The following is a 24,592-nucleotide window of genomic DNA, read 5'->3' on the forward strand; positions in this document are numbered from 1 at the left end:
GAGTTACAGCCAGTCCCGAACGACGGTCTTCTGGCCGATCGTCATCGCCTTGGGCGTCGTCTCATCGAGTGCCCAGCGGATCCGCCTGACGCCCTCGATGGCGTCGGCCGTGGTTCCCGCGTAACTCAGGCGGAGGTAGCCTTCCATGCCGAAGTCCCTGCCCGGAATCGTCACGACCCGGGCCTTCGACAGGAGGAACATCGCGAGCTCGAACGAGTCCTTCGCGATTCCGGGCTTGAAGCAGGCACTGAAATCCGGCAGGCAGTAGAACGTGCCGCTCGGCTTGATGACCGTGACGCCAGGCACCTTGGCCAACTCGTCGACAATGACGTCGCGGTTGTGCTGCATGCACTTCCGGAGTTCTTCGACCTCATCCTGCGGTCCGAGGATCGCCCCTTCGGCCGCAAGCTGGCACAGGCTCGACGTGCACGACGTCGTCTGCGACTGCAGCGTGCACATCGCGGTGATGATCTCTCGATTCGCAATCGCCCAACCGATCCGGAACCCGGTCATGCCGTAGGTCTTGGCAATTCCGTTGATGACAATGAGATGGCTCGAGTCCGCGTCTCGCGTCGTGAACTCGTAGCAGGACGGCGCCGCGACGCCATCGAAGACGAGCTTGTGGTAGATGTCGTCCATGATGGCGTGGATGCCGCGATCCTCACAGAACCGGACGAGCCCGCCGACGAGTTCACGCGAGAACACCATCCCCGACGGATTGTTCGGGCTGTTGACGATGATGGCGCGCGTGCGGGGAGTGACCGCACGTTCGATGTCCGCGAGGGACGGTTCGAGCGTTCCGGCCTTCGGCGTGACGACCACCGGAACGGCGCGGCACATCTTCACCATTTCCGGGTAACTGACCCAGTAGGGCGCCAGCAGGATCACCTCGTCGCCCGCATCCAGAATCGACCAGAGCGCGTTGAAGATCGCCTGCTTGGCGCCGGAACACACGATGATGTTGCGCGGGGCCACCGTGCGACCGTAGTTCACCTCGGTGTACTGAACGACGGCCTTCTTGAACGAGGGAATGCCGCTGGTCGGCGTGTATTTGATCTTCCCGGCCGCGAGCGCTGCCGAGGCCTTGTCGATGGCCGACTGAGGCGCCGCATTCTGCGGCTCGCCGATGCCGAGGTGGACGACCGACTCGCCCTGCTCCCGCAGCACCCGCGCCTGTTCGTTCAGCGCCATCGTCGGCGACTCGGCAATCCCACGCGCGAACTGGCTGACACCCATGACATCCTCCAGAATGGCGGGCCATCAGGTCCGCCCGGTTGCGGGGGCGCGCAGCGTCCCTACCGTTGGCTGCGCATCCGGGCCTCGATCGCTTCCGGCACCAGACCCGTGATCGGGCCGCCGAGGGCAAAGACCTCTCGGATCAGCCGTGAACTGATATACGTGTACGACTCGGCCGGCATCATGAAGACGGTTTCCAGGTCTGGCACCAGCCGGCGGTTCATGAGCGCCATCTGGAACTCGTACTCGAAGTCCGAGATCGCTCGCAGCCCGCGAACGATGACATGCGCACCCCGGTCGCGCGCGAAGTCGACGAGCAGGCCGCCGAAGCTGTCCACCGTCACCTTCGGTTCGTCCTTGAACACTTCGCGCGCCATCTCCATCCGCTCCTGCACCGTGAAGAGCGGGTTCTTCTCGCTGTTGTGCAGGATGCCGATGATGATTCGATCGAAGATGCGGACGCCGCGAAGAATGATGTCGACGTGGCCGTTGGTGAGGGGATCGAACGAACCTGGGTAGATGGCGAGACGTGCCGTGCCGGACATCTCAGTCGTCTTGCCCGTCTTCGTCTGCTTCATGGTCAACTCGGTGTCCGTCCGTGCCGGCTGGGAGCCGCTCCGCATCGTCGTGCCGGTAGAACGACAGAGCACTGTCGCCGGAGCGCACGGCCCGGACACATGTCAGGTCTCCGGCATGAACGGGGACTGTTCGACGCCGGGCGTGTTCGAGCACGAGCCATCCGTCTGGCGCCAGCCACCGGGCCGCGCGGGCCAGCAGGCACTCGACGTCCGGCGCTGCGTACGGCGGGTCGAGCAGGATCAGCCCGAATCGTCGCGAGCCCGCAGGCTCGTTCACCCGGCCAAGATCCGCGCGAATGATAGCATAGCCGTCCGACACTCCGCACCGCGCCAGATTCGCCGCGATGAGCGAGGCGGCGCGAGGGTCGCTCTCGACGAACACCACTTCGGACGCGCCTCGGCTGAGCGCCTCGATGCCGAGCGCCCCGGTTCCCGCACAGCCATCGAGCACGAGCGCACCGTCGACACGTGCCGCCAGGATGTTGAACAGCGTCTCGCGCAGCCGGTCCGACGTCGGGCGCAACCCCTCCCATTCGGGCGAGTCAATCCTCCGCCCCTTCAACGACCCGGCGATGATCCGCAGCGACACGTGGATGCCTTCCTTCTCGCTCAGAGGGTGCGGAGACGGCAGAGAGTCAAGCCACCTCTGCGTCATCCGGACTTCCCGACGGCACTCGGCGCACGCGGCCGGTGCTCCTCGCTCAGCACCGAGTCCCGAGGGCACGAATGCGTCGCCGTATCGGTGCATCGAAGGACTGAGCAGCCGATGCTATCCGACGTGCATGAGGCCGAACTGCCGGGGCCACCGGTCGCGGATGAACGTTCGGAGCGCCTCGTCGGCAGCCCCTCCGCCCGTCATCCAGGATGAGGCATCGCGCGCGGCCTGCTCCATCAGGTCTCGGTCTCGATCGAGATTCCCGACGCGCAGCGCAGGCATGCCCGCCTGCCGCGTGCCGGCGACGTCGCCGCTGCCGCGGAGCGCCAGGTCCTTCTCCGCGATGACGAATCCATCGTTCGTGTTCGCGATCGTCTCCAGACGAGCCTCGGCCTCTTCCGACAGCGGCTGCTGGTAGATCAACACGCAATACGCCTGCTGCCCGCCCCGGCCGACCCGTCCCCGTAGCTGGTGGAGTTGCGACAATCCAAACCGTTCGGCATGTTCGACGACCATCACGGTTGCATTCGGCACATCGATGCCGACCTCGATCACGGTGGTCGCCACGAGCAGGTCGATCTCCCCAGCCGCGAAGTGCCGCATCACCGCATCCTTGGCCACCGGCGTGAGCCGGCCGTGCAGCAACCCGAGTCGGTAGCCGCGAAAGACGTCCTGCGCAAGGTGGTCGGCCATCACGGTCGCCGCGCGCAGGTCGACCTTCTCGGACTCCTCGACGAGCGGATAGACGATGCACGCCTGGCGGCCGGCGTCCATCTCCTGTTTGAGGAAGGCGTAGACCTCCTCGCGGCGGGCCTCCGGCCGGACGGTGGTCCTGACCGGCACGCGCCCGGGCGGCAGTCCCCGGATCACCGAGACATCGAGGCCGCCGTACACAGTCAGCTGCAGCGTGCGCGGAATGGGCGTGGCCGTCATCACGAGAACGTCAGGCCGCAGGCCCTTCTCCTGCAGGCGCGCACGCTGGATGACACCAAAGCGGTGCTGCTCGTCGATGATGACGAGCCCCAGACGATGGAACGACACCGCTTCTTCGATGAGCGCGTGCGTGCCGACGAGCAGGTGTACGGCGCCGGTTGCCACGTCGTGAAACAGATCCCGCCGGCGTGCGGCCGGCGTACTCCCTGTGAGCAGAGCCACCTTGAAGCGCGTGGCCGACAGCAGCGCGGCAATCGTGTGGCAATGCTGCTCCGCCAGGATCTCCGTCGGCGCCATCACGGCCACCTGCGCGCCGTTCTCGATCGCCACCAGCCCGGCCACGAGCGCGACAATCGTCTTTCCCGATCCGACGTCTCCCTGCAACAGCCTGTTCATCTGCCGGGGCCGCTGCATGTCGTCCACGATCTCCTTCAACGCACGGCGCTGCCCCTCGGTCAGCCGGAACGGCAGGATGCCACGCGCGCTCGCACGAACGCGATCGTCCACCACCGGAACGAAGGCTTTCGGCTCGCGGTCCGCGTCGCGCCGTCGCTCGAGCATCCCACACTGGAACAGGAAGAACTCCTCGAGAATCAGTCGGCGGTGCGCTGGCGACCGAAACGCATTCAGTTCCGCCATCGGGACGTCCGCCGACGGGAAATGCACGTCGGTCAGGGCCGACCGGCGATCCGGCAGGTCGTGGCGGGCGCGGATCTCGGCCGGGAGGAGGTCCGTCACGGCCGCTGGCAACGCCCGCACGATGTCGTGCACCAGCGCCCGCTGCATGCGGCCCGTCACGGGCCCGGTCTTCTCGTAGATCGGCACGATCCGCTGGGCGTGGATCGTCTCGCCGTCCTCGACGTCGAGGATCTCCACCTCGGGGCTTCGCAGTTGCACCACGCCTCGGTAGCGGACGGCGACGCCGTGCAGGACGACGTGCTGATGTGCGTGCAGGGTGTTCTGGCGGAATGGCTGGTTGGGCCAGACCACCAACAGCGTTCCGGACTCGTCGCGGAGGAGCGCTTCGAATATCTTGAATCCGCGGCGGCCCGTCCACCGCAGCCGACAATTGAGCAGCTCCCCCGCTACCGTCACGCGCTGGCCCTCGACCACCCCCGCAACCGGCTGAAATGTGCTCCGGTCCTCGTACCGAAACGGGAGACGCAACAGCAGATCCTCGACCGTCTCCAGCCCTGCACGGCGCAGGGCCTGTTCGCGCCGGGGGCCGATGCCCTTGAAGTGGCTCAGGGGGGTGTCGAAGAAGTCGGGGTCGGTCACGGCGTTACTGCACGACCACCGCTTCGCCGCGCCGCACGTCGATCTGCCGGATTCGTGCGGGCAGCGGGTAGGGATCGTCGATGTTCAGGCCGCGTGGGTTGTCGGCCGTCCGGGAGTAGAAACTCACCAGCTCCTGCACCACCATCTTGGGAATCGGCACGCCGCCAAGCCGCGCCGACTCGAGGTCGAACCGCGCATATCCGCCTGCCGCGTCGAGCGTGCCGCTGACAGCCACGGGGACGCGGCCGCCGAGATAGTTCAGGGGGTCGAGCCAACCGCGGGATTTCCGCTGGTCACGGACGGCGTCGAGATCGACGACCGCCGTCCCTTCGAGGCGGCCGCTGCCCACAATCGTCACGTGTGGATCGGCGACGCCACGTGGGATGGCATCGCGACCGTCAAACGCGAAATAGGCGTTGACCTCCCGCTCGGTCAGACGAGTGCTCAGTGGCGATGCGGTCGGCAGAGCCGCGTTGCGGGTGATCGCGTCGACCTTCGCGCGGAGCCGGACTGCGTCTTCCCGGCTGGCAGCCGGACCTTGCGCGTCGAGGACGAGCGAAAGTGCCGCGACCGCGACGAGCAGACCCCACGGCAGCCGCCGGCCGTTGATGTTGTGCAGCATGGTGACTCGAATCCCGCCTGAAACCCGCAGGATTCGAGTGTAGCACGAGGCGCGCGCGGTCGATTATCGGGACGGTGACTCTGGCCGCGCCGCGCCGGCGGCCGCCCGACGGGCGCGCAGCAGGAGATCGATCTTCTTGCGCTCGACGGTCTCCTCGAAGATCCGGAAGCGTGCCTGCTGGGCGGGCTCGAGCACCTCGTCCACCGCGTCGTAGGCCCTGTGAAGTTCCTCGGCCGACCGCGCGTCGAGGTCGCGCAGTGCCTTCAGTCTCTCGCGTGTCTGCGCTTCGTCGAACTGCGGCGCCCGGAGCAACTGCCCGAGCGACGCGACCAGCTGACGCCGTGCCCGGAGGTTTCGCCGTCGTGTTTCCTGCAGCGCCTTGAGCCTGGTCAGGAAGTTCGGGAACTGCGCTTCGGTCAGCCTGAGCGTTTCCTGAGCCTGCAAGAGGGTGTAGGAGTCGAACAGGATTTCGAGGTCCTGCGGAGACAGCACGTCCCTGTTCGCCCTGCCGCCCGCTTCCGGAGGAGTGTTCTGGGCCTGGCCGGCGATCACCATTCCCGCGCTGCCCAGCGTCAGCGCCAGCACACAACCGAGCGTCCACCCGATGGTTCGTTTCATGGTCATGACTCCGTGGTCCAGGAGCCGGTGCGCTACGGCCGGAGTTCGGCACGCAACAGCCGGTCGAGTTCCACGCGTTCCTGTTCCGACAGCTGCCACACCGCGGTGTCGGCGCTTCCGGGCGAGAGCGCAGCGCCGCTCTCGCTCACCGCCTCCAGATCGAATCCATCAGCCAGGTGTGTCAACGCGAGCCACTGCCCTTCGGCGGCCGCATCGGCCTCGGCCTGATCAGCACCGGCCATGGCTCCCGAAAGGGCGGGCGCGGGGACGACGGCCGTCTGCGCCCTGACGGGACTGCGCGGCATCGTCAGCGCGGCCACGAGCACCAGCGCAGAGACCCCGGCCGCCAGCGGCACCCAGATCCGCCACGCACCAGTCGGCGACCACCGGGTGACCGCCGGTCGTCCAGCCTCCCCCACGGCCCCAGAGACGCGGGCGGAGAAGTGCTCCCAGAACAACGGCGATGGCTCGAGGACATCGACCTGCCGCACGTCGGCGAGCAGCGACCGCATCGCCGCGATGTCGCGGCCGCACGACTCGCATTCCGCGAGGTGTGGATGCCGCGGCGGATCCGCCTGCTCAATGAGCGCCATCCGCTCGTCCGGGGTCAAATGCTTCATAAGGGCTCGCCCGCGAGCAATCGCCGGAGGTTGTTCAGGGCGTGAAAGAAATTCGCCTTGACCGCGCCCACCGAGATGCCCATTATCCTGGCAATCTCCAGGTGAGGCAGATCCTGGTATACGCGCAGGATCAGCGTCGCTCGTTGCCTGGGCGGCAGCCGCGCGACGGCGGCCCGCACCAAACCCGCCCGTTCTGCACTGAGCAACTGGCTCACCGCGTCGGGGTCGTGCGCCGGCAGCGGCTGCTGATCGTCGATCGACTCGGTCCTCAGGGCTCTGGCGCTGACCTTGTTCAGGCAGACGTTCACGGCGATGCGGTACAGCCAGGTCTTGACCGACGAGTCGCCCTTGAACCGTCCGAGGGCGCGGTACGCGCGCACGAACACGTCCTGCGCAAGATCGGTTGCGTCCTCGTGATTTCCGACGAACCGGTAGCACACCAAGTACACGGCGCGCCGGTGACGCACCACCAGCACGTCGAAGGCCTCGGATCGGCCGCCGAGACACTCGCGGACGAGTTCACGCTCATCCGCGTTGTCCAGGTCGGGCACGCGGGGAACGTCCGACGCGGCCTTCGGGTCGTGTGGCGCCACCCTGATCGTCCACTCGGGCCACGTAAGGCCCGCCGAGGTGCTGCTCATCGCAATCGCACTCCACTCTCGACGGGTTAGACCCGCGGTGGCGGTGCGAGGTTTACAGCACGCTATCACAATCGCCGAGCCGCTTGACTTTCGCCTTTCCTTTGCATAGAGTCTACCCGACTGGTGCAAGTACAGGCATCAGCTGCGCGAAGCCCGGCAAGCAGGAGGAGGATTGCGTGTTGCCCTTGACCAAGCGCCAGCGGGAAATCCTCGATTTTCTCAACGAGTTCATCCAGCAGCACGGCTACGCGCCGAGCCTCGAAGAGGTCGGCCGTCGCTTCGGCCTGTCTTCGCTCGCGACGGTGCACAAGCACCTCACGAACCTGCAGGAGAAAGGCTTCATCAAGCGCGCGTGGAATCGCAGCCGGTCGGTCGAACTCGTGCAGACGCGGCCCGGGGGCCGCGCTGTCGAGTTGCCGCTGCTCGGTTTCGTTGCAGCGGGCGCTCCCATCGAAGCCATCGCCACCGCCGAGTCGATTGCCGTTCCGGAGGATCTCGTCGGCAAGCGCGACACGTACGTGCTGCGCGTCCGCGGCGAGTCCATGATCGATGAGCAGATCCGCGACGGTGACTTCGTCATCGTCGAGGATCGGAAGACGGCCGAGAACGGCGAGATGGTGATTGCCCTGCTCGGCAGTTCCGACGTCACGCTCAAGAAGTTCTACCGCGAGAACGGCCACGTGCGCCTGCAGCCGGCGAATCCGGCCATGCAGCCAATCCTGATCCCGGCAGACCAGATCCAGGTGCAGGGCGTGGTCATCGGCGTGATGCGCAAGTACTGACGGATTGCTGCGACACGCCTTTCGAACGGATCACGAGGAACGGTCGTTCCAGTGCTATCGTGGTACGCCATGGAAGACGCCAAAGCCATCAACTTCACCATCGTGCCGGCCGATCCCGAATCGTGCGCGCGGGTCTACGCCAACTTCTGCGCCATCGCACACACGCCGTTCGACCTCACTCTCACGTTCTGCGAGGTGCTCCCGCTCTCCGAGAAGAACCTGCGCGAGGCGGAGTCCGAGCACGTGGTCCGAGCGCCGGTCCGTGCGAACGTCGTCATCCCGATTCCGATGTTGCCGAACCTGATTTCGGCGCTGCAGGAGCACATGCGCGTGTTCGGCGATCAGACCCCGCAGCCGGGCTGGAACAAGAACCCGGTGCACTGACCATGAAGACGACCGGCGACGCGCGTCGCATCTTTGCGAAGCTCGAACGGCAGCATCCGAATGCCGACACCGAGTTGCGCTACGCCAACGCGTTCGAATTGCTGGTGGCGACGATCCTCTCGGCGCAGACCACCGATGTGGGAGTGAACGAGGTCACGCCAACGCTGTTCGCCCGCTTCCCGGATGCGAGGGCGCTGGCGGCGGCTGACATCGCAGAACTCGAGAAGGCCGTCCAAAAGACGGGGTTCTTCCGGCAGAAGGCGCGCGCCATCGCCGGAATGGCCGCCGCACTGGTGTCCAAGCATGACGGCAAGGTGCCAGCAAGCATGGAGGCGCTGGTCGAGCTTCCCGGCGTCGGACGGAAGACGGCCAATGTCGTCCTCGGCCACGCGCTCGGCGTGCCAGGCTTGCCCGTCGATCGACACGTACTGCGGGTGTCCGGTCGGATCGGGCTGGTCGAGTCCGAGGATCCGGAAGTAGTCGAGCAGCAGTTGTGTCGGCTGCTCCCCCCGGCACGCTGGACGCTGACGTCGGACACGCTCATCCTCCACGGGCGCCGCGTCTGCAAGCCAAAGCCACTCTGCGACCGCTGCGTGGTCCGCGACGAGTGTACGTTCTACCGGAGCGGCGGTCTGATGGCCGCCGGGCGTGCCAGACCCGCCCGCAGCGCGGCCGGCCCCGTCAAGAAGAGGAAATGACGCGCGAACGCTTCCGCGAACTCGTGGCCGAGGCCCTCGACACGATCCCACGGCGCTTTCGCGAGCGGCTCCGGAACGTTGCGGTGGTCGTCGAGGACGAGCCATCGCCCGCGCTGCTGGCTGAAATGGAAATCGATCCGCCCGACACACTGTTCGGCCTCTACCAGGGCACGCCGCTCACCGAACGCGGATGGGACTACGGCAACACGCTGCCCGACCGCATCACCATCTACCAGGGACCAATCGAGGACGTCTCGGAGACCGACGACGAGGTAGTGACCGAAATCGGCGAGACGGTGATCCACGAGGTCGGCCACTTCTTTGGTCTCAGCGAAGAGGAGATCGAAGACATCGAGGAACGATACTGGCAGCGGAGAACCGGCCGGGGTGGTCGGGATGTGGAGCCGGAGGATTCCGACGAGGTATGACCCACGCCCGCAAGCGTTTCGGTCAGCACTTTCTCGAGGCGGGATGGGCCGAGCGTGTCGTCGCCGCCATCGCCCCGTCCCCCCTCGATACGCTCATCGAGATCGGTCCGGGCCGGGGTGCCCTGACGTTCGCGCTCGCCAGGCGCGCGCGCCGCGTCATCGCCATCGAGATCGATCGCGACCTGGCGCCGAGGCTCGCCGAGAGGACGCCACCCAACGTCGAGATCGTGAACGCCGATGTCCTCGACACGGATCTCTCGGGCTACGTGTCCGACGGGGAGGTCGTGCGTGTCGTGGGCAACCTTCCGTACAACGTCGCCACCCCGATCCTGTTCAAGTTGCTGGTCGAGGCCGACGAGGGGCGCCGGATCCGTGACGCCACCGTCATGGTGCAACTCGAGGTCGCGGACCGACTCGCGGCGGAACCGGGGTCGAAGGCGTGGGGCGTGCTCTCGATCTGCCAGCAGCTCCGGGCACACATCGAGCGGCTTCTCGTGCTTCCGCCGAACGCGTTTCGCCCTGCGCCGAAGGTCCATTCCGCGATCGTGCGGCTGGCGTATCGCCCCTCGGCAGCCGCCCTGCTGCCGGGCGCCCCGATCGAGGCAATGGCCCGAAGCCTGTTCACCAAACGCCGTAAGGTGCTGAGCAACGCGCTGGCGCCATTTGCAGGCGACCGCGGCATCGACCCGGACGACATCCTGGCGCGCGCGGGCCTCGACCCGCGTCGGCGGCCGGAAACGCTCGATCTGGTGGAACTGGCGCGGCTTGCCGGCCTATTTGTCTCAGCCGGATCGGCTTCAGCCTAACCCTCATTTGTGCTATAGTTTCGCCAGCCTACCATTCGTCCGCGGCCCTCCCAGCGGCCACGGGTGCAGGGTCTCGCGTGGCGCCCGCCATCCACCCTGCCACGCAAGTGGATGCCGCCCTCCAGGTGGGGTGCGGTTGTATCCGGAGGTGGCCGCTCGGGCGCGGCCGCACAGAGCTGGGACCATTCCACGGAGATCGAACCGCAGGGGTTGGCTGCGTCGTCGCACGGCGTTTCAAGGGCCGGTGCACGGTCGGAAATCTGTTCCCGGAATCAACGACTATGACGTTCGCAGGGCCTCAGGAGCCGCGTCGGCCGGCACTCGAAGTGATCCCGCTCGGCGGGCTCGGCGAATTCGGCATGAACATGATGGCGATCTACTGGGGCGACACGCTGGTCCTGGTGGACGCGGGCGTCATGTTCCCGGATCCGGAATTGCTCGGCGTCGATCTCGTGATTCCGGACCTGACGTATCTCGAGCAGCGCGGCATCAAGGCGAGCGCCCTCGTGCTGACTCACGGCCACGAAGACCACATCGGCGCGGTGCCGCACGTGATGCGCCTGGTGGACGGCCCAATCTACGCGACGCCCTTCACGCTGGCGCTGGTGCGGGCCAAATTGCAGGAGCACCGCATCGCGTTCGACGGGCGGCTCATCGCGGTGCGGCCCCGCGGAACGATCGCCGTCGGCGAACTCGTGCTGGAATTCCTGCACGTCACGCACAGCATCCCGGACGCCATCGCGCTGGCCGTGCATTCGCCGGTTGGCACGATCATCCACACGGGCGATTTCAAGATCGATCAAACGCCGCTCGATGGCGAGCACTTCGATTTTCACCGGTTTGCGGAGCTCGGGGCCCGGGGTGTGCTGGCGCTGTTTGCGGACAGCACGAACATCGAACGTCCCGGGTACACCGGATCGGAACTCGACATCGTGGAGGCGTTCGAGGAACTGTTCGCCAGTACGCGCGGCAAACTCGTCGTGACGTCGTTTGCGACGAGCATCTACCGCATGCAGATCCTGGCGAACCTGGCGCACGAGTTCGGCCGGAAGCTGGCGTTCGTGGGGCGAGGCATGATCGAGCACTCGCAGATCGCGCAGGAACTGGGTCACCTGCAGATCCCCCCGGGCATCCTCATCCGGGAGTCGGACGTACGGAATCACCCGGCACGGCAGGTGCTGTGCATGACCACGGGCAGCCAGGGCGAGCCGATGGCGGCGCTCTCGCGTATCGCCGTCAACGACCATCGCCACGTCAGCATCGAACCTGGCGACCGCGTGGTCTTCTCGGCCCGTGCCATCCCGGGCAACGACCGGGCGATCGACCGCGTGATCAACCACCTGGCAAGGCGTGGCGCGGATGTGGTGACGGAAGCGACCAAGCACGTCCACGTCTCGGGGCACGGGAGCGAGGAAGAGCTGAAGCTGATGCTCTCCATCGTCCGCCCGCGGTACTTCGTGCCGATCCACGGCGAGTACCGACAGCGTTCACGCTACGCGCGGCTGGCTGAGCGCCTCGCGGGAGCGTCGCCGGCGCGCCTCGGCGTGCTGCTGATCGAGAACGGTGACGTCGTGCGACTCGATGGCGAGACAGGACAGGTGGCCGCGCGCGTGCCGACGGGAAGGGTGCTCATCGACGGCCCCGGCATCGGCGAGGTTGCCGATGAGGTACTGCGCGATCGCCGCCATCTCGCGGCGGACGGGCTGGTTGTGCCGGTGCTGGCCATCAACAAGCAAACGGGAGGCATCGAGGGCGTCCCCGACATCATCACGCGCGGGCTGGTGCTGGAGCCGAACGCCGACGAGCAACTGCGCGAGGCGGGACGGATCATCGTCGAGGTCCTGGACGCCATCAGCGCCGAGGAGCGCACAGACCGCGGGCTCGTGCAGGAGAAGATCCGCGTTGAACTTCGTCGGTTCTTTCGCAAACATTCCAACCGCCGGCCGCTCGTCCTGCCGGTGATCATGGAGATCTAGACCTTGGCTGGTCCGAGCCTGTCCCGTCGCGTCAGCGAGTTCCTGGGCGTCGCACTGTTTGCGATCGCCCTCATCTGGCTGATCGCCCTCGTCACCTACGAGCCCGCGGATCCGGCATGGTTCTTCAACGCCGGCCCGAGCGGCGCCCCGGCGAACTTCATCGGGCGCGTCGGAGCGTTTCTCGCCGAACTCTCGTTCCAGCTGTTCGGCTTCGCGTCGTACCTCGTGCCGATCCTGCTCGGCGTGGCCGGCTGGACCCTTTTCTGGTGCCGCAGCCTCGATGCGATCTACACCAAGGCGATCGGCACCGTGTTGCTCTTCGGTTGCTCGAGCGCACTTCTCGCCGTCGCTCTCGGCGCCGTCAATTTCTCCGGACGCGAACTGCGGGCGGGCGGCTACCTCGGCGAGTTCCTCTCGGCACGGCTCGCGCACGACTTCAATCGGACCGGCTCGATCATCGTCATCCTGACGCTGCTGGTGCTGTCGCTGATTCTCGCGACGCAGTTCTCCTTCGGACGGCTGTTCTCGTCGATCGTCCAGACCATCGCCGGCGCCTGGAGCCGGATGACCGGGCGCTGGCACGAACGGCGCGAGGCCAGACGCAAGGAACGGCAGCGTCGCGAGGTCATCAAGAAGCACACGGCCCGGAACCTCGAGGACACCAAGACCGCGGTGGTCGAGAAGGCCCCGGCGGTGGCCGTGCACCCGGTGGTGTCCGACCCCTCGCCCGCGGAAACCACGCGCGTCACGCCGGCCATCGCCAAACCGAGCGCCGCCCCGCGCCGCGCCGCCGGGATACCCTCGCCTGCAACGGCGTCCGATTTCGAGTCGCGCACACCGATCGAAAAGAAGCGGGATGGCTTCACCCTGCCGCCGTTGGCACTGCTCGACGCTCCGAAGAGCGAGCAGAAGATCGACGAGCGTGAACTGATGGAAGCCGCACGCCTGCTCGAGGAGAAGTGCCACGAGTTCTCGGTGGCCGGCAGTGTCGTCCAGATCCATCCGGGACCGGTGGTCACCACGTTCGAGTTCAAGCCCGACGCAGGCGTGAAGTACGCCAAGGTGACCGGGCTCGCCGACGATCTGTCGCTCGCCCTCAAGGCGGAATCGGTGCTCATCGAACGGATCCCGGGCAAGGCGACGGTCGGCATCCAGATCCCGAACACCAATCGCGAGGCCATCTCCCTGCGGGACATGCTCGAGTCCGACCTTTTTCGGCGCTCGGGCTCGAAGCTGACGCTGGCTCTCGGCAAGACGATCCATGGCGAGCCCTACGTCGCCGACCTCGCGACGATGCCCCACCTGCTCGTCGCCGGCTCCACCGGCACCGGCAAGTCGGTGGCGATCAACAGCATGCTCACGAGCATCCTCTATCGGGCGACGCCCGACGAGGTGCGACTGATCATGATCGACCCGAAGCGCCTCGAACTGGGGATGTACGAGGAGATTCCACACCTCTTGACGCCCGTGGTCGTCGACCCCAAGCAGGCGGCGAACGCGCTGGCGTGGGCCGTGCGCGAGATGGAGGAGCGCTACAAGACGCTGGCGGCCGAGGGCGTCCGGAACATCGAGCAGTACAACCGGAACATCCGCCAGGCGATCGAGCAGAAGCGCGAGCCGGAGGAGGGTGAAGAGTTCAGGACGTTGCCCTACATCGTCGTCGTCATCGACGAACTCGCGGACCTGATGATGGTGGCGAGCAACGACGTCGAGGAGTCGATCTGCCGCCTGGCGCAGATGGCCCGCGCGGTCGGCATCCATCTGATTCTCGCCACGCAGCGCCCGTCGGTGGACGTTGTCACCGGCTTGATCAAGGCCAACCTGCCGGCCCGTGTCTCGTTCCGCCTGATGTCGAAGGTGGACTCGCGCACCATCCTCGACGGCAACGGGGCCGAACAACTGCTCGGCAAGGGCGATATGCTCTACCTGCCGCCCGCGTCCTCGCGGCTGATCCGGCTCCACGGCCCGTACATCTCAGAGCAGGAAAGCGCGAGACTGGCCGCTTTCCTCCGGAAACAGGGCAGACCGGTCTACGACCAGACTATCACCGTGGAGGAGAAGGCTGCCGACGGCCTCACCTTCGAGAAGGACGATCTGTACGACGAAGCCGCGCGCATCGTGGTGGCCTCGGGGCAGGCGTCGATCTCGTATCTGCAGCGTCGGCTGCGAATCGGCTTCAGCCGCGCCGCCCGGCTCGTGGACATGATGGAAGCCGAAGGACTGGTCTCTCCCGCCGACGGCAGCAAGGCACGCGAGGTACTGGTCGACAAGGGCTACTTCAACGAGGTGGATACACAGCTGCGGTGAGAACCCTGGCTCGGAGCGTCGCACTCCTGTCGATGCTCGCCGTCCTGACCGCCACCGAGAGTTGGGCGGAGACGGCCCGGGAGATGTACGCCGCGGCGAAGGTGCAGGACGAGCAACTGCGCGCGGCGGACGGCGGCCCGCCGGCCTCGCGACCGGCGCTGAAGCAGTACCGGGCCGTGATCGCGGCCTACGATGCGGTGGTCCGCCGCTATCCCGCCACAGGATACGCCGACAACGCGCTGTGGCAGGGCGGGTCGCTCGCGCAGACTGCGTTCGACCGCTTCGGCCAGGCGCGCGATCGCGCGACGGCGACCCGCTTGTTCGCACTGCTCATCGAGGGCTACCCGAGCAGCTCGCTGGCAGCGAACGCCCGCGCGGCGCTCAAGCGGCTCGAAGCCCCGCCGACGGCCGCTTCGCGCCCGCTGAGGTCCGCGGCTGACAGGCCCGCAACGCCAGCCAGCGAGACCGCGGCACAGGGGGTACTGCGGAACATCCGTCGCACGCTCCGGCCGGACGTCGTCCGCGTAACGATCGAACTCGATGCCGAGATCGCGTACCGAACCGAGCGCGTTGAGAATCCGCCACGCGCACTGTTCGACCTTCCCGGCACGCGGCTGGGTGGGACGATCGTCGAGGGCACCTCGACGTACACCGACGATGTCGTCCGGCACATCAGGGTCGGCCGGCGCCCGGACCAGACCACGCGCGTGGTCCTCGATCTCGACGGCGTGAAGCGCTACTCGGTCTCGACGCTGTCGCGGCCCTATCGGATCGTCATCGACTGCGAGCGTGAACGGCCGCTGCTCACCCCGGGCGCGACACACGCACCCGCCGGTCTGCCGTCCGGCGGGCAGTGGCCGACATCTCGAGCGGTGCCTCTCGCCGGCATCGTGCAGGCGACTCCAATCCCGCGCGACACCGTCGCGCGAACGCCCGTGCCCCACGCATTCCCCGCAGTCCGCGAGTATCCGCCGCTGCCGTCGCGGCACACGAGCCAAGGAGTGGTTACATTGGCTCGCATCGATGGCATCGACCCTCGGCTGATCCGGCCCCCTCTCGCGTCACGCCCGTGGCTGAACGCCTTCGCGCCACTGGCGCCACTGGTCCAGGCAGCCACGCGACCGACCGGCGTCGACTCGCCCACGCCCGCCGCATCGTCGACAACTGGCCGACCACGCGCGGTGCCTGCCGACGCGCCGACGGCGGCGAACGTGGATGCCGCACCCGAATCGGCTCAGCCCGAGAAGCCGATCGCGCCGGAACGCCGCCTCCCGGAGCGCACTCCTGCGCCTCCGCCGATCCGGGACGGCTACTCGCTGGCCCGACAGCTGGGGCTCGGGGCCTCGAAGATCGTGATCGACCCCGGGCACGGCGGCCGAGATCCGGGCGCTGAGGGCGCCGGGGTGTTCGAGGCGAACGTCGTGCTGGACGTCGCGCTGAGACTCGAGAAGCTCCTGAAGAGCGCCGGGATCGAAGTGGTCCTGACCCGTCGCATCGACGAGTTCGTTCCGCTCGAGGAACGGACCGCCATCGCCAACCGCGAGCAGGGCGACCTGTTTCTCTCGATCCACGCGAATGCCAGTCGGAATCGGAACGCCCGCGGTATCGAGAGCTACGTCCTGAACTTCGCGACGGACCCCGAGGCCGAGGCCGTGGCGGCTCGGGAGAACGCGGCAACCGGCCGGACGATGAGCAACCTGCCGGATATCGTGCGTGCGATTACGCTGAACAGCAAGTTGGACGAATCACGAAGCTTCGCGGCGCTCGTTCAACACCGGTTGATGGACCACCTGCGCATCGACCGTGCGCCCAGAGATCTCGGCGTGAAGCAGGCGCCCTTCATCGTCCTGATCGGCGCGTCGATGCCAAGCGTTCTCGCGGAGATCTCCTTCATCACCAACAGCCAGGAAGGACGCCTGCTGAAGACGGGGGCGTATCGGCAGTCGGTCGCAGAGGCGTTGTTCGACGCGGTGCGGGGCTACCAGAAATCACTGAAGACCGCCCAATCGTTGGGGCCACATCAGTAGCGGACCGCGGAATCGGGTATCGCGGGCGGTTCCCGTCCCGAGCCGAAGGGCGCATGGTACAATCACCGACAGTGATGTTCGCACTTGCCAGCCAGCCGATGACGCCGGTGATCGTGAAGATCGTGCAGGAGCCGGCCAAGGAAATCAGTGTCGCCGACATCCTGCTCGGTTCGGTCGGAATCACCGCGTTGTTCTTGATCGGCGCCGCACTGCTCGGTTTCCTGCTCGGCGGTCTGTTCATCTGGTTCCGCCATCGGCAGATCGTTCGCGAGGCCGTTGGAATCGAAGGCAATCCGTACCGCCTCAATCTACCCACCGAGCCGCCATCCGAACACTCGTAGACCATCGAGCGATCGACGTCCCGGCGCGCCGTCGCCAGGCCCCGGTGCCGCGGGCTATGCTGGCGGGTTCGACGCGAGGTCCAATGCCAGATCCACCAACGTGCGCACGCCGTAGCCTGTGGCGCCCTTGGGCTGGTACGGCTTGGCGTCGCTGTTCCAGGCCGGCCCTGCGATGTCGATGTGCGCCCAGGGGCGATCCACCGCAAATTCCCCGACGAACAGCGCGCCAGTGATTGCGCCGCCATACCGGGTGCCGCTGTTGACCGTGTCCGCGATCTCACTCTTCAACTGCTCGCGTTCTTCATCGATCAGCGGCAGCGGCCAGACCCGCTCCCCGCAGCGGTCCGCCGCGCCGCGCACCCGATCGCGCCAGCTGTCAGGCCGGCCAAACAACCCCGCAGTGCTTCTGCCGAGGGCCACCGCACAGGCGCCGGTCAACGTGGCGATATCGACCAAGTGCGTCGCACCCAGTTGCTGCGCGTACCACAACGCGTCACCGAGGAGCAGCCGGCCCTCGGCGTCGGTGTTGACCACTTCGACCGTGCGCCCGCCCCCGCCGCGCAGGACGTCACCGGGCCGCGTCGCCCCGCCCCCCGGCATGTTCTCCACCGCGGGAACGACGGCGACCACACGCACGGGCACCTGCAACAGCGCGATCGCGCGCATGGCCGCCAGCACGGCGGCCCCGCCGGCCATGTCGTCCTTCATGCGCTCCATGCCGTCGGCGGTCTTGAGCGAGAGCCCCCCGCTGTCGAAGGTCACGCCCTTGCCAATCAGCCCAAGAACCGGGACGTCGCGCGCGCCCGGCGGATCGTGCCGGACGACGATTACGCGCGCCGCCTCGTGGCTGCCCCGGCCCACACCGGCGATCAAGCCCATCCCGAGTTCGTCGATGCTGTTCCCGTCGAGGACGTCGATGGTGAGCGCCGTGCCCGACACGACGTGACGAGCGCGATGGCCAAAGATGCGCGGAGACAGGAGATTCCCGGGCTCGTTCGTGAGTTCGCGGGCGAGGTTGACGCAATGCGCGATCTGACGGCCGCGATCGGCCGCGCTCGTGGCCGCAGCGAACGGACTGCCCGCGCTGCCTTGCACGACGACCGAGAATACGATGGGCGGCTGCGGCTCCTGGATGGACTTGTACTGCGCGCTGTCGTGCTCGGCCAGCGTCAGGCCTTCGCTCACCGCCTGGATCCACACCGTGTCCGGAGGTGCCGACACGCCTCCGTCAGGCATCCTGAGGACGAAGGCGACTCGGCCCGCACGCCGTTCCCGCGCCCGCAGGCCAACGACCGTCGCGAGACGACGAGCCACGTCGGGCCGATACTCCGCGGCTGCCCCACCGCCCACGAGCACGAGCCTGCGAGCGCGGAACGCCCCCTCGACGACCGGCAGCACGAAGAGCTCGTACCGCTTCCCTTTGAATTCACCTGACGTCAGCGCACGCCCGAGTTCGCCCCGCGTCGCGTCATCGACCTGGGCAACGGCAGCCGGCAGTTCACCCTCGAACAGCGGCATCGCGACCCAATCGACATCGAGCTGGTCGAGCGCAGCGGTGGATGCGGCCAGAGTGGTTGGAAGGAGTGGAAGCGCCATCGCCGGGATTATAGACCGACAGCCATGGCGCCATCCGATTGCGACCGATCCTCGGGGTAGCCCACAAAGCGCAGTCGGCTTGCAGGCTGAGTGGCCCGGGCACCCTGCACGTCCCGGCCCCTGCTACGACTGCGGATCCTCGAAGCGGCGATCCGGCGACTCCCGGCCGGGATCGCCGGTCGACAGGTCCGGCGGAAGCGGCTCCACAGGCACGTCCACCGGGGCCACCGGGACCGGCGGGACCGGCGGTTCGACCAGCCGGCCAGAGCGACCCATCCGGGTCATCAGGGCGCCGCCGAGGCCCACGGTCCACGCCGCGTACTCCACCATGAATCCGACGAACAGCAGCAACGCGCCCAGCACGGTGAGCGGGCCCCCGCCGAGCGACACCATCCGGCCAGCCACGGTCGTGCCCCAGATCAGCACGAGGCCAACGAACAGCAGCGTGAACGAAGTACCGGGCGACCATCGGAACCGGTCCTGTCCCGACCGGGCCAGCGCGGTCGCCGATCCGACGAACCCGAGCAGCAGCGCCACGAAGAATCCCAGCACGGCGAACGGCACCAGCACCAGCAGCGGGATACCGACAATGGAGATGACCAGGAGCACGACACCGATCACCAGCACTGGCACGAAGAGCAACTGCGCGAACAGGCCGATGAGCGCCGCCTTCCATGGCTGCTGCCTGACGGCAACGTCGACACGTTCGACGGCGCGCGGCGCCACGAGCAGCACGAGCGTCGCCAGCAGGGCGAACAGCGCCATGCGCAACAGCGTACCGAGAAGGCGGAACGTCCTCCAGGGACCGTCACCAAACCAAGGCGCGAAGTGCACGTCCCAGTTCCGGAGCGGCCGCACCTGGATGGCCGGCCACGAGACACCAACCTCGTTGACCCGGCCGCCCACGACCGCGCCACTCTCCCGCTCGAAGGTGCCGCCAATCACCGTCACGTCGCCATGCACGTCGGCGCGCGGCCCGAGATGCACGTTGCCGCCCACGGCCACGACGTCCTCCCGAACGCGCCCGTTGACGTCGATCGAACCGCCAACGACAACCACCGGACCGTTGACCTGCTCGTCCTCCGCCACGTGGATGTGGCCGCCCAACCGGACTCGTGCCTCGACTTCACGCCGGAACTGACGCTCGGGTTCGGCCGGAGTCGGGATCGCGGGTTCGGCGGGCGCCACGGGAGCCGGCTCCGGAGCTGGGCGCGAAACGGCATCAGGCGCTGCCTGTTGCGCCTCCGGTGCAGCAGGTGGCAGCAGCAGGCGACGCTGTGCTTCGAGGTCGAAGTACGACAGTTCGAGCACCGGGTCGGCGTCGCGGCCCAGCCGCTGACGGAGTTCTCCGCCGGTGACCACCTTCCCGTTCACGGCGATCATCCCGTCACGCAGTTCGATGTTGTCCACGCCCTCGTACCGGCCGAGCGGCACGAGCACGATGCCGTTCTGGACCGGAAGCACGCGAAAGCGCGAGACTACCGCCTCCCGGACCCGGCGTTCGGAGGCCGACGCCTGCCGGGTGTTCGACGTCTGCGCGCCGACGCCGGCTTGAGCGAGCGGGATCGACACGAGCAGCACGAGCAGCACGAGCAGCCAGGCGCTGCGGCAGAACCCGCGACCAGCTCTCCATCCGTGGCCATCCGACAGAATGCGTGACATCAGGAATACTCCTCTCGCGGAGCCAGTAAACGCTTCAGGCCAAAGCACGATCCGAGCGCCAGGAGCAGGTTCGCGGTAAGAATCGCGGGCATGGCGCCGGTGGTGGCAAGCAGTGCCGCCGCACGACCCAGGGTCACGACCACGCTCAACGCCACGCGCCCGATGTCCAGGCCGACGGCCATCGTGACGACCGCACCGTGTGCGAGGCGCGCCGCGGCGCCCGCTGCGCCAGCCATGACATCGAACGCGAGATGTGGCGAGAGCATCGCGAGCGCGACACCCATCACCACGACGGCGGTGGCCATCGTCGCGCGGATCCACGTCTCCGTCAGAAGCGTGGACAGTCGCCAGCCCGCCGACTGGTGCCAGGCCAGCATGGCCCGATCGGTAAAGGCCGGCGGCGGTTCAACGGCCGGCACGTGACGGGCGAAGAGCGCCGCAAAGTGGGTGTCCGCCGCGTCCTCGGCCCCTGCCTGTTCGGCGTCCAGCCACGTGACGAGGTCGTCGGTCTGCCAGTCGCCCATTGCCGTCATCCTCTTCATTCCTACGCTGTTCACCCGGCCCAGGTTGCACGCCGGGTCATCCCCAGCCCTGGCGGCTCAGAATCGCGGCCATTTCCGCCCGCGCCCGGTGCAGGTAGCTCTTCACCGTGCCTTGCGGAAGTCCGGTCACCCGTGCGATTTCTTCGTATCCGAGGTCCTCGTGATACCGAAGGACCACGACTTCCCTGTATTCCGGCCGGAGTCTGGCCAACGCCTTGTCCAGCGCCCGCGCCAGGTCATGCTGTTCGGCGCGGCGAGGTGCGGCGTCACTGGTCGGATCCACCAGGATCTGGCTCATCCGTGCCTGTTCCGCGGGATCCGGCTCGTCGAGGGACACCTCGGCCGGCCCCCGTCGCCGCATCGCGTCGATGGCCCGATTGTGCGCGATCCGGAGGATCCAGTTCGAGAACTTGAACTGCGGATCGAACGTGGACAGGCGCGAAAAGACTTTGAGAAAGGTCTCCTGCGCAAGATCCTCGGCCAGCGCGGGATTTCTCAGCATGCGGACGAGCAGGTTGTAGACCGGACGTTGGTGACGGGCCACCAACGCCCGGAAGGCATCATCGCTGCCGCCGAGGGCGCGTTCGACGAGTTCGGCGTCGGTCAGGTGGTCCTCACTCACGTCAACCGGACGAGTTCGAGGGCCACGAAGTTCCCCGACGCCAGCGAGAATGCGCGAATCTCCGGATCGGTACCCGGCGGGAAGCCGACGATCAGGTAGACGAACTCCGGGTAGGACGCCCCCTCGAGGTCGGTCGCCGAGGGCGAGGCGGCGGATCTGGGATGCGAGTGGTAGGCACCGATGACCGCCACGCCGGAATCACGCGCTTCGCGAATGGCGGCGAAGTGGTCTTCGGGCTGGATCTGGTAGCGGGTCGGACTGGCCAGCTCATTCCGCGCCGGGAATGTGCGCTCGACGTGCCGGCCCGTGCCGAGCAACAGGCCACAACACTCGCGGGGAGCCTCGGAGCGTGCATGCGCCACGATGGCGTCGAGCGCGGCCGCGCTCATTTGTACTACACCCGCCCGGTCTGTCACAGCATCGTCCCTCGCGCCCGCAGGCTTGCGCGGGCCGCCGGCACCATGCTCATGATAGCCGGGTCAGAACCTCCCCGGCTCCCCTTCCGTGCGCAACGTGGCGGCGGTGGCCCGGCGAACGTCAGCGACGGTCACGTCCGACGCAATCTCCTTCAGGACCAAGCCGTCCGAGGTCACCGCGATCACGGCAAGCTCGGTGATGATCGTGTCCACGACGTGCTGGCCCGTCAGCGGCAGTTGGCAACTCGGCAGGATCTTCGGCGCGCCGTCGCGGGTGGTGTGCTCCATCGCGACGATGACACGCTTGGCGCCCGCGACAAGATCCATCGCCCCGCCCATGCCCTTGACCATCTTGCCGGGAATCATCCAGTTGGCCAGGTTCCCCTGCTCGTCCACCTCGAGCGCGCCGAGCACGGTGAGATCGATGTGCCCGCCACGCACCATCGCAAACGAATCGGCGCCGCTGAAGTAGCAGCATCCCGGAGTCTCGCTGATGGTTTCCTTGCCGGCGTTGATCAGGTCGGGATCGACCTGGGAGTCCAGAGGATACGGCCCGACGCCCAGCATGCCGTTCTCCGAGTGGAGCGTGATCTCGATCCCCGGCGGGACGTGGTTGGCGACGAGAGTCGGCATCCCGATCCCGAGGTTCACATAGTCGCCGTCACGCAGCTCCTGGGCGACCCGGCGGACGATGCGTTCGCGCTTGTCCACGAAGACCCTCCTCGCCTATTCCGACCAGGGGTTCAGCCGCCAGCCGGCCCGCGACGAGGCCACCGTCCGGCGCTCGATCCGTTTCTCGTACGTCCGGCCCTGCAGGATGTGCCTCACGAAGATCCCCGGCGTCACCACCGCGTTGGGATCGATCGCGCCGGGATCGACGAGTTCCTCGACCTCGGCGATCGTAACGGTCGCGGCGCTCGCCATCATCGGGTTGAAGTTCCGCGCCGTCCTGCGGTAGATGAGGTTTCCCAAGCGGTCGCCACGAAACGCCTTCACGAACGCGAAATCGGCTTTCAGCGCCATCTCGAGCACATAGGGTCGGCCACCGATGACACGGGTCTCCTTGCCATCCGCCACGACGGTGCCGAAACCGGTCGGCGTGAAGAAGCCGCCGATGCCGGCGCCCCCCGCGCGGATGCGCTCTGCGAACGTACCCTGGGGCACGAGCTCCAGCTCCAGTTCGCCGCTGAGGCACTGGCGCTCGAACTCCTGGTTCTCGCCCACGTAGGTCGAGATCATCTTGCGGACCTGCTTCGATCTGAGCAGGACGCCGATCCCGAAACCGTCCACTCCGGCGTTGTTGCTGATGATCGTGAGGTCGTGGGTGCCGCACTCGTGGAGGGCCGTAATCAGGTTCTCCGGGATCCCGCACAGGCCGAATCCGCCCATCATGATCGTGGCCCCATCCGGGACGAGGGCCACCGCCTCCGCGGCGCTCGCGAGCACTTTGTTCATAGTGGAAGACCCCGTTTCTATGAGGCCGGAAACAGCAGGGCCTTGTCAAGACGCGCGTCGGGCGGTACAGGCGTTCGGTCCCTCGATCACGAGGGGCGGCGGTCGGTCAGCGCCGCGCGCCAGCGGTTGGCCGACGAGAACAGCTTCTCAACCGCCTCGGCATCGTCGAGACGGGCGCGCAGCGCCGAGAGCAGCTCGATCAGAACGTCGAGCGCGGGGCCGATTTCGTCCTGATTCGTTGCGCACACGTCACACCAGATGTCGGCGGGACTGGCGGCAAGGCGGGTCGTGTCGATCAACCCTCGGCCGGCCAGCGCAAGGTCGTCCTCGCCTACGCGCTCGCCCACGGCGGACATCAGGGCGGAAACGGTCAATTGCGGCAGATGGCTCAGGAGTGCGACCAGATGGTCGTGCGCCGCGGCCGACGCCAGCACTCGAGGCTGCGCGCCGAGGCCTTCGACGAACACAGAGAGCCGGCCTACTGCCTCGGACTGTCCGTCGCCCGTGGGCACGAACAGCCACGGCCGCCCCGAGAACATGTCCTCGCGCGCCGCATCGATTCCACCCGTGGTGCCGCCGGCAAGCGGGTGGCCGCCGACGAACGTGAGCCGAGCGGGCAGGGCCGCTGCCGCTTCGACAATGCTGCGTTTCGTGCTGCCGACGTCCGTAATCACCGCCTCACCGACGAGGGTATCGGCGAGAGTCGACAGCAGTTCGAGGTTCTGCCGGATTGGTGCGGCCAGAATCACGAGGTCCGCCTCCGATGCGATCATCCGATCCTCAGAGGCGACGTCCATCGCGTGGCGCAACATCGCGCGTTCGAGCACAGGCTTCCGGTCCACGCCAATCACGAGCGCGGACGGCCACGCCCGGCGCGCGGCCAGTGCAATCGACCCGCCGATCAGACCGAGGCCGACGACGGCGATGCGTTCGAAGACGGGCGGCCGGTTTTCGACATCCGGGGGCCGCAGCGGGATCACGCGGGAGTCGTTGGTCATGGGTCGCCTACCTGGACCAGCCCCGGCGGGCGACGGGCTCGACGCAGATGCTGCGTCCGATCGCCGGAGCGATGATGCGAAGTTCGGCCATCAGCCGGTCGAACTGCGAGGGAAGCAATGACTGCGCGCCGTCGCTCAGCGCGTGGTCGGGGTCGCAATGAACCTCGATGATCAGGCCGTCGGCGCCGGCCGCCACCGCGGCGCGCGCCATCGGCGCCACCTTGTCGCGCCGGCCCGTGCCATGACTGGGATCCGCGATGATCGGGAGGTGGCTCAGACTCTTGATGACCGGAATCGCCGAGATGTCGAGCGTGTTCCGGGTGTAGTTCTCGAACGTGCGGATCCCGCGCTCGCACAGGATCAGGTCGTCG

The 24,592-nt window shown here is 67.3% G+C and carries 26 protein-coding genes; 9 read left to right on the forward strand and 17 right to left on the reverse strand.

Translation table 11 applies throughout. The features are described from left to right. Positions 1–3: 3 nt before the first annotated feature. The 8 genes from VGK32_07230 to VGK32_07265 all read right to left on the reverse strand — a co-directional run bounded on the left by VGK32_07230 (position 4) and on the right by VGK32_07265 (position 7,181). A complete protein-coding gene (locus tag VGK32_07230) occupies positions 4–1,236 on the reverse strand; it encodes a pyridoxal phosphate-dependent aminotransferase (protein ID HEY3381542.1) in 1,233 nt (410 codons plus the stop codon). Positions 1,237–1,295: 59 nt separating this feature from the next. Beyond that, the gene (coaD, locus tag VGK32_07235) at positions 1,296–1,814 is read right to left on the reverse strand and encodes a pantetheine-phosphate adenylyltransferase (GenBank protein HEY3381543.1); all 519 of its coding nucleotides are present in this window, start codon (positions 1,812–1,814) and stop codon (positions 1,296–1,298) included. Beyond that, on the reverse strand, positions 1,783–2,403 hold the full coding sequence (gene rsmD, locus VGK32_07240) for a 16S rRNA (guanine(966)-N(2))-methyltransferase RsmD (GenBank protein HEY3381544.1): 621 nt from the start codon (positions 2,401–2,403) through the stop codon (positions 1,783–1,785). The genes coaD and rsmD overlap by 32 nt, the downstream gene beginning before the upstream one ends. Before the next feature lie 180 nt (positions 2,404–2,583). Then, entirely contained in the window at positions 2,584–4,680 is a 2,097-nt protein-coding gene (recG, locus tag VGK32_07245; protein HEY3381545.1) for an ATP-dependent DNA helicase RecG, read from the reverse strand. A 4-nt stretch (positions 4,681–4,684) separates the two neighbouring features. Next, positions 4,685–5,302, reverse strand: a complete 618-nt coding sequence (locus tag VGK32_07250; protein ID HEY3381546.1) for a hypothetical protein — start codon at positions 5,300–5,302, stop codon at positions 4,685–4,687. A gap of 63 nt (positions 5,303–5,365) precedes the next feature. Further along, positions 5,366–5,920: a hypothetical protein gene (locus tag VGK32_07255; protein ID HEY3381547.1), complete on the reverse strand. Its 555-nt coding sequence runs from the start codon at positions 5,918–5,920 to the stop codon at positions 5,366–5,368. A 32-nt stretch (positions 5,921–5,952) separates the two neighbouring features. After that, positions 5,953–6,540: a hypothetical protein gene (locus tag VGK32_07260; protein HEY3381548.1), complete on the reverse strand. Its 588-nt coding sequence runs from the start codon at positions 6,538–6,540 to the stop codon at positions 5,953–5,955. Further along, entirely contained in the window at positions 6,537–7,181 is a 645-nt protein-coding gene (locus VGK32_07265; GenBank protein HEY3381549.1) for a sigma-70 family RNA polymerase sigma factor, read from the reverse strand. The genes VGK32_07260 and VGK32_07265 overlap by 4 nt, the downstream gene beginning before the upstream one ends. Positions 7,182–7,357: 176 nt before the next feature. Between VGK32_07265 and lexA the strand changes: the two genes are divergently transcribed. From lexA to VGK32_07310, 9 genes are all read left to right on the forward strand, one after another. After that, a complete protein-coding gene (lexA, locus tag VGK32_07270) occupies positions 7,358–7,963 on the forward strand; it encodes a transcriptional repressor LexA (protein ID HEY3381550.1) in 606 nt (201 codons plus the stop codon). A 69-nt stretch (positions 7,964–8,032) separates the two neighbouring features. After that, entirely contained in the window at positions 8,033–8,347 is a 315-nt protein-coding gene (locus VGK32_07275; protein ID HEY3381551.1) for a DUF3467 domain-containing protein, read from the forward strand. 2 nt (positions 8,348–8,349) lie between these two features. Then, entirely contained in the window at positions 8,350–9,045 is a 696-nt protein-coding gene (gene nth / locus VGK32_07280) for an endonuclease III (protein ID HEY3381552.1), read from the forward strand. Continuing rightward, the gene (locus VGK32_07285; protein HEY3381553.1) at positions 9,042–9,473 is read left to right on the forward strand and encodes a metallopeptidase family protein; all 432 of its coding nucleotides are present in this window, start codon (positions 9,042–9,044) and stop codon (positions 9,471–9,473) included. Before nth ends, VGK32_07285 begins: the two co-directional genes overlap by 4 nt. Then, positions 9,470–10,279 carry a 16S rRNA (adenine(1518)-N(6)/adenine(1519)-N(6))-dimethyltransferase RsmA gene (gene rsmA / locus VGK32_07290; protein HEY3381554.1) on the forward strand — a complete coding sequence of 270 codons (810 nt, stop codon included), beginning with the start codon at positions 9,470–9,472 and terminating at the stop codon, positions 10,277–10,279. The genes VGK32_07285 and rsmA overlap by 4 nt, the downstream gene beginning before the upstream one ends. A 281-nt stretch (positions 10,280–10,560) precedes the next feature. After that, a complete protein-coding gene (locus VGK32_07295) occupies positions 10,561–12,255 on the forward strand; it encodes a ribonuclease J (GenBank protein ID HEY3381555.1) in 1,695 nt (564 codons plus the stop codon). Between the two features lie 3 nt (positions 12,256–12,258). Continuing rightward, complete coding sequence (locus tag VGK32_07300) at positions 12,259–14,562, forward strand: DNA translocase FtsK 4TM domain-containing protein (protein ID HEY3381556.1); 2,304 nt, start codon at positions 12,259–12,261, stop codon at positions 14,560–14,562. Then, positions 14,559–16,589: an N-acetylmuramoyl-L-alanine amidase gene (locus VGK32_07305; protein ID HEY3381557.1), complete on the forward strand. Its 2,031-nt coding sequence runs from the start codon at positions 14,559–14,561 to the stop codon at positions 16,587–16,589. Before VGK32_07300 ends, VGK32_07305 begins: the two co-directional genes overlap by 4 nt. A 53-nt stretch (positions 16,590–16,642) precedes the next feature. Further along, entirely contained in the window at positions 16,643–16,930 is a 288-nt protein-coding gene (locus tag VGK32_07310) for a hypothetical protein (protein HEY3381558.1), read from the forward strand. A 54-nt stretch (positions 16,931–16,984) separates the two neighbouring features. Here VGK32_07310 and VGK32_07315 read toward each other — a convergent pair whose 3' ends face one another. The 9 genes from VGK32_07315 to VGK32_07355 all read right to left on the reverse strand — a co-directional run. Beyond that, a complete protein-coding gene (locus VGK32_07315) occupies positions 16,985–18,526 on the reverse strand; it encodes a leucyl aminopeptidase (protein ID HEY3381559.1) in 1,542 nt (513 codons plus the stop codon). A 123-nt stretch (positions 18,527–18,649) separates the two neighbouring features. Beyond that, entirely contained in the window at positions 18,650–20,188 is a 1,539-nt protein-coding gene (locus VGK32_07320; GenBank protein ID HEY3381560.1) for a polymer-forming cytoskeletal protein, read from the reverse strand. Then, positions 20,188–20,730 carry a hypothetical protein gene (locus tag VGK32_07325; GenBank protein HEY3381561.1) on the reverse strand — a complete coding sequence of 181 codons (543 nt, stop codon included), beginning with the start codon at positions 20,728–20,730 and terminating at the stop codon, positions 20,188–20,190. The genes VGK32_07320 and VGK32_07325 overlap by 1 nt, the downstream gene beginning before the upstream one ends. 37 nt (positions 20,731–20,767) lie before the next feature. Next, a complete protein-coding gene (locus VGK32_07330) occupies positions 20,768–21,352 on the reverse strand; it encodes a sigma-70 family RNA polymerase sigma factor (GenBank protein HEY3381562.1) in 585 nt (194 codons plus the stop codon). Next, entirely contained in the window at positions 21,349–21,741 is a 393-nt protein-coding gene (locus VGK32_07335; GenBank protein HEY3381563.1) for a M67 family metallopeptidase, read from the reverse strand. Before VGK32_07335 ends, VGK32_07330 begins: the two co-directional genes overlap by 4 nt. A gap of 90 nt (positions 21,742–21,831) precedes the next feature. After that, positions 21,832–22,479, reverse strand: coding sequence for a 3-oxoacid CoA-transferase subunit B (locus VGK32_07340; GenBank protein HEY3381564.1), 648 nt, complete (start codon positions 22,477–22,479; stop codon positions 21,832–21,834). 15 nt (positions 22,480–22,494) lie between these two features. Beyond that, positions 22,495–23,223 (reverse strand): CoA transferase subunit A, encoded by a 729-nt coding sequence (locus VGK32_07345; GenBank protein ID HEY3381565.1) that lies wholly within the window; start codon positions 23,221–23,223, stop codon positions 22,495–22,497. A gap of 86 nt (positions 23,224–23,309) precedes the next feature. Further along, positions 23,310–24,221, reverse strand: coding sequence for a prephenate dehydrogenase/arogenate dehydrogenase family protein (locus VGK32_07350; protein HEY3381566.1), 912 nt, complete (start codon positions 24,219–24,221; stop codon positions 23,310–23,312). A gap of 7 nt (positions 24,222–24,228) precedes the next feature. Continuing rightward, the coding region (locus tag VGK32_07355; GenBank protein HEY3381567.1) for a hypothetical protein at positions 24,229–24,592 on the reverse strand (364 nt) is incomplete at its 5' end.

This window comes from Vicinamibacterales bacterium (assembly GCA_036504215.1).
In the GTDB taxonomy this organism is placed as follows: Bacteria; Acidobacteriota; Vicinamibacteria; order Vicinamibacterales; family Fen-181; genus FEN-299.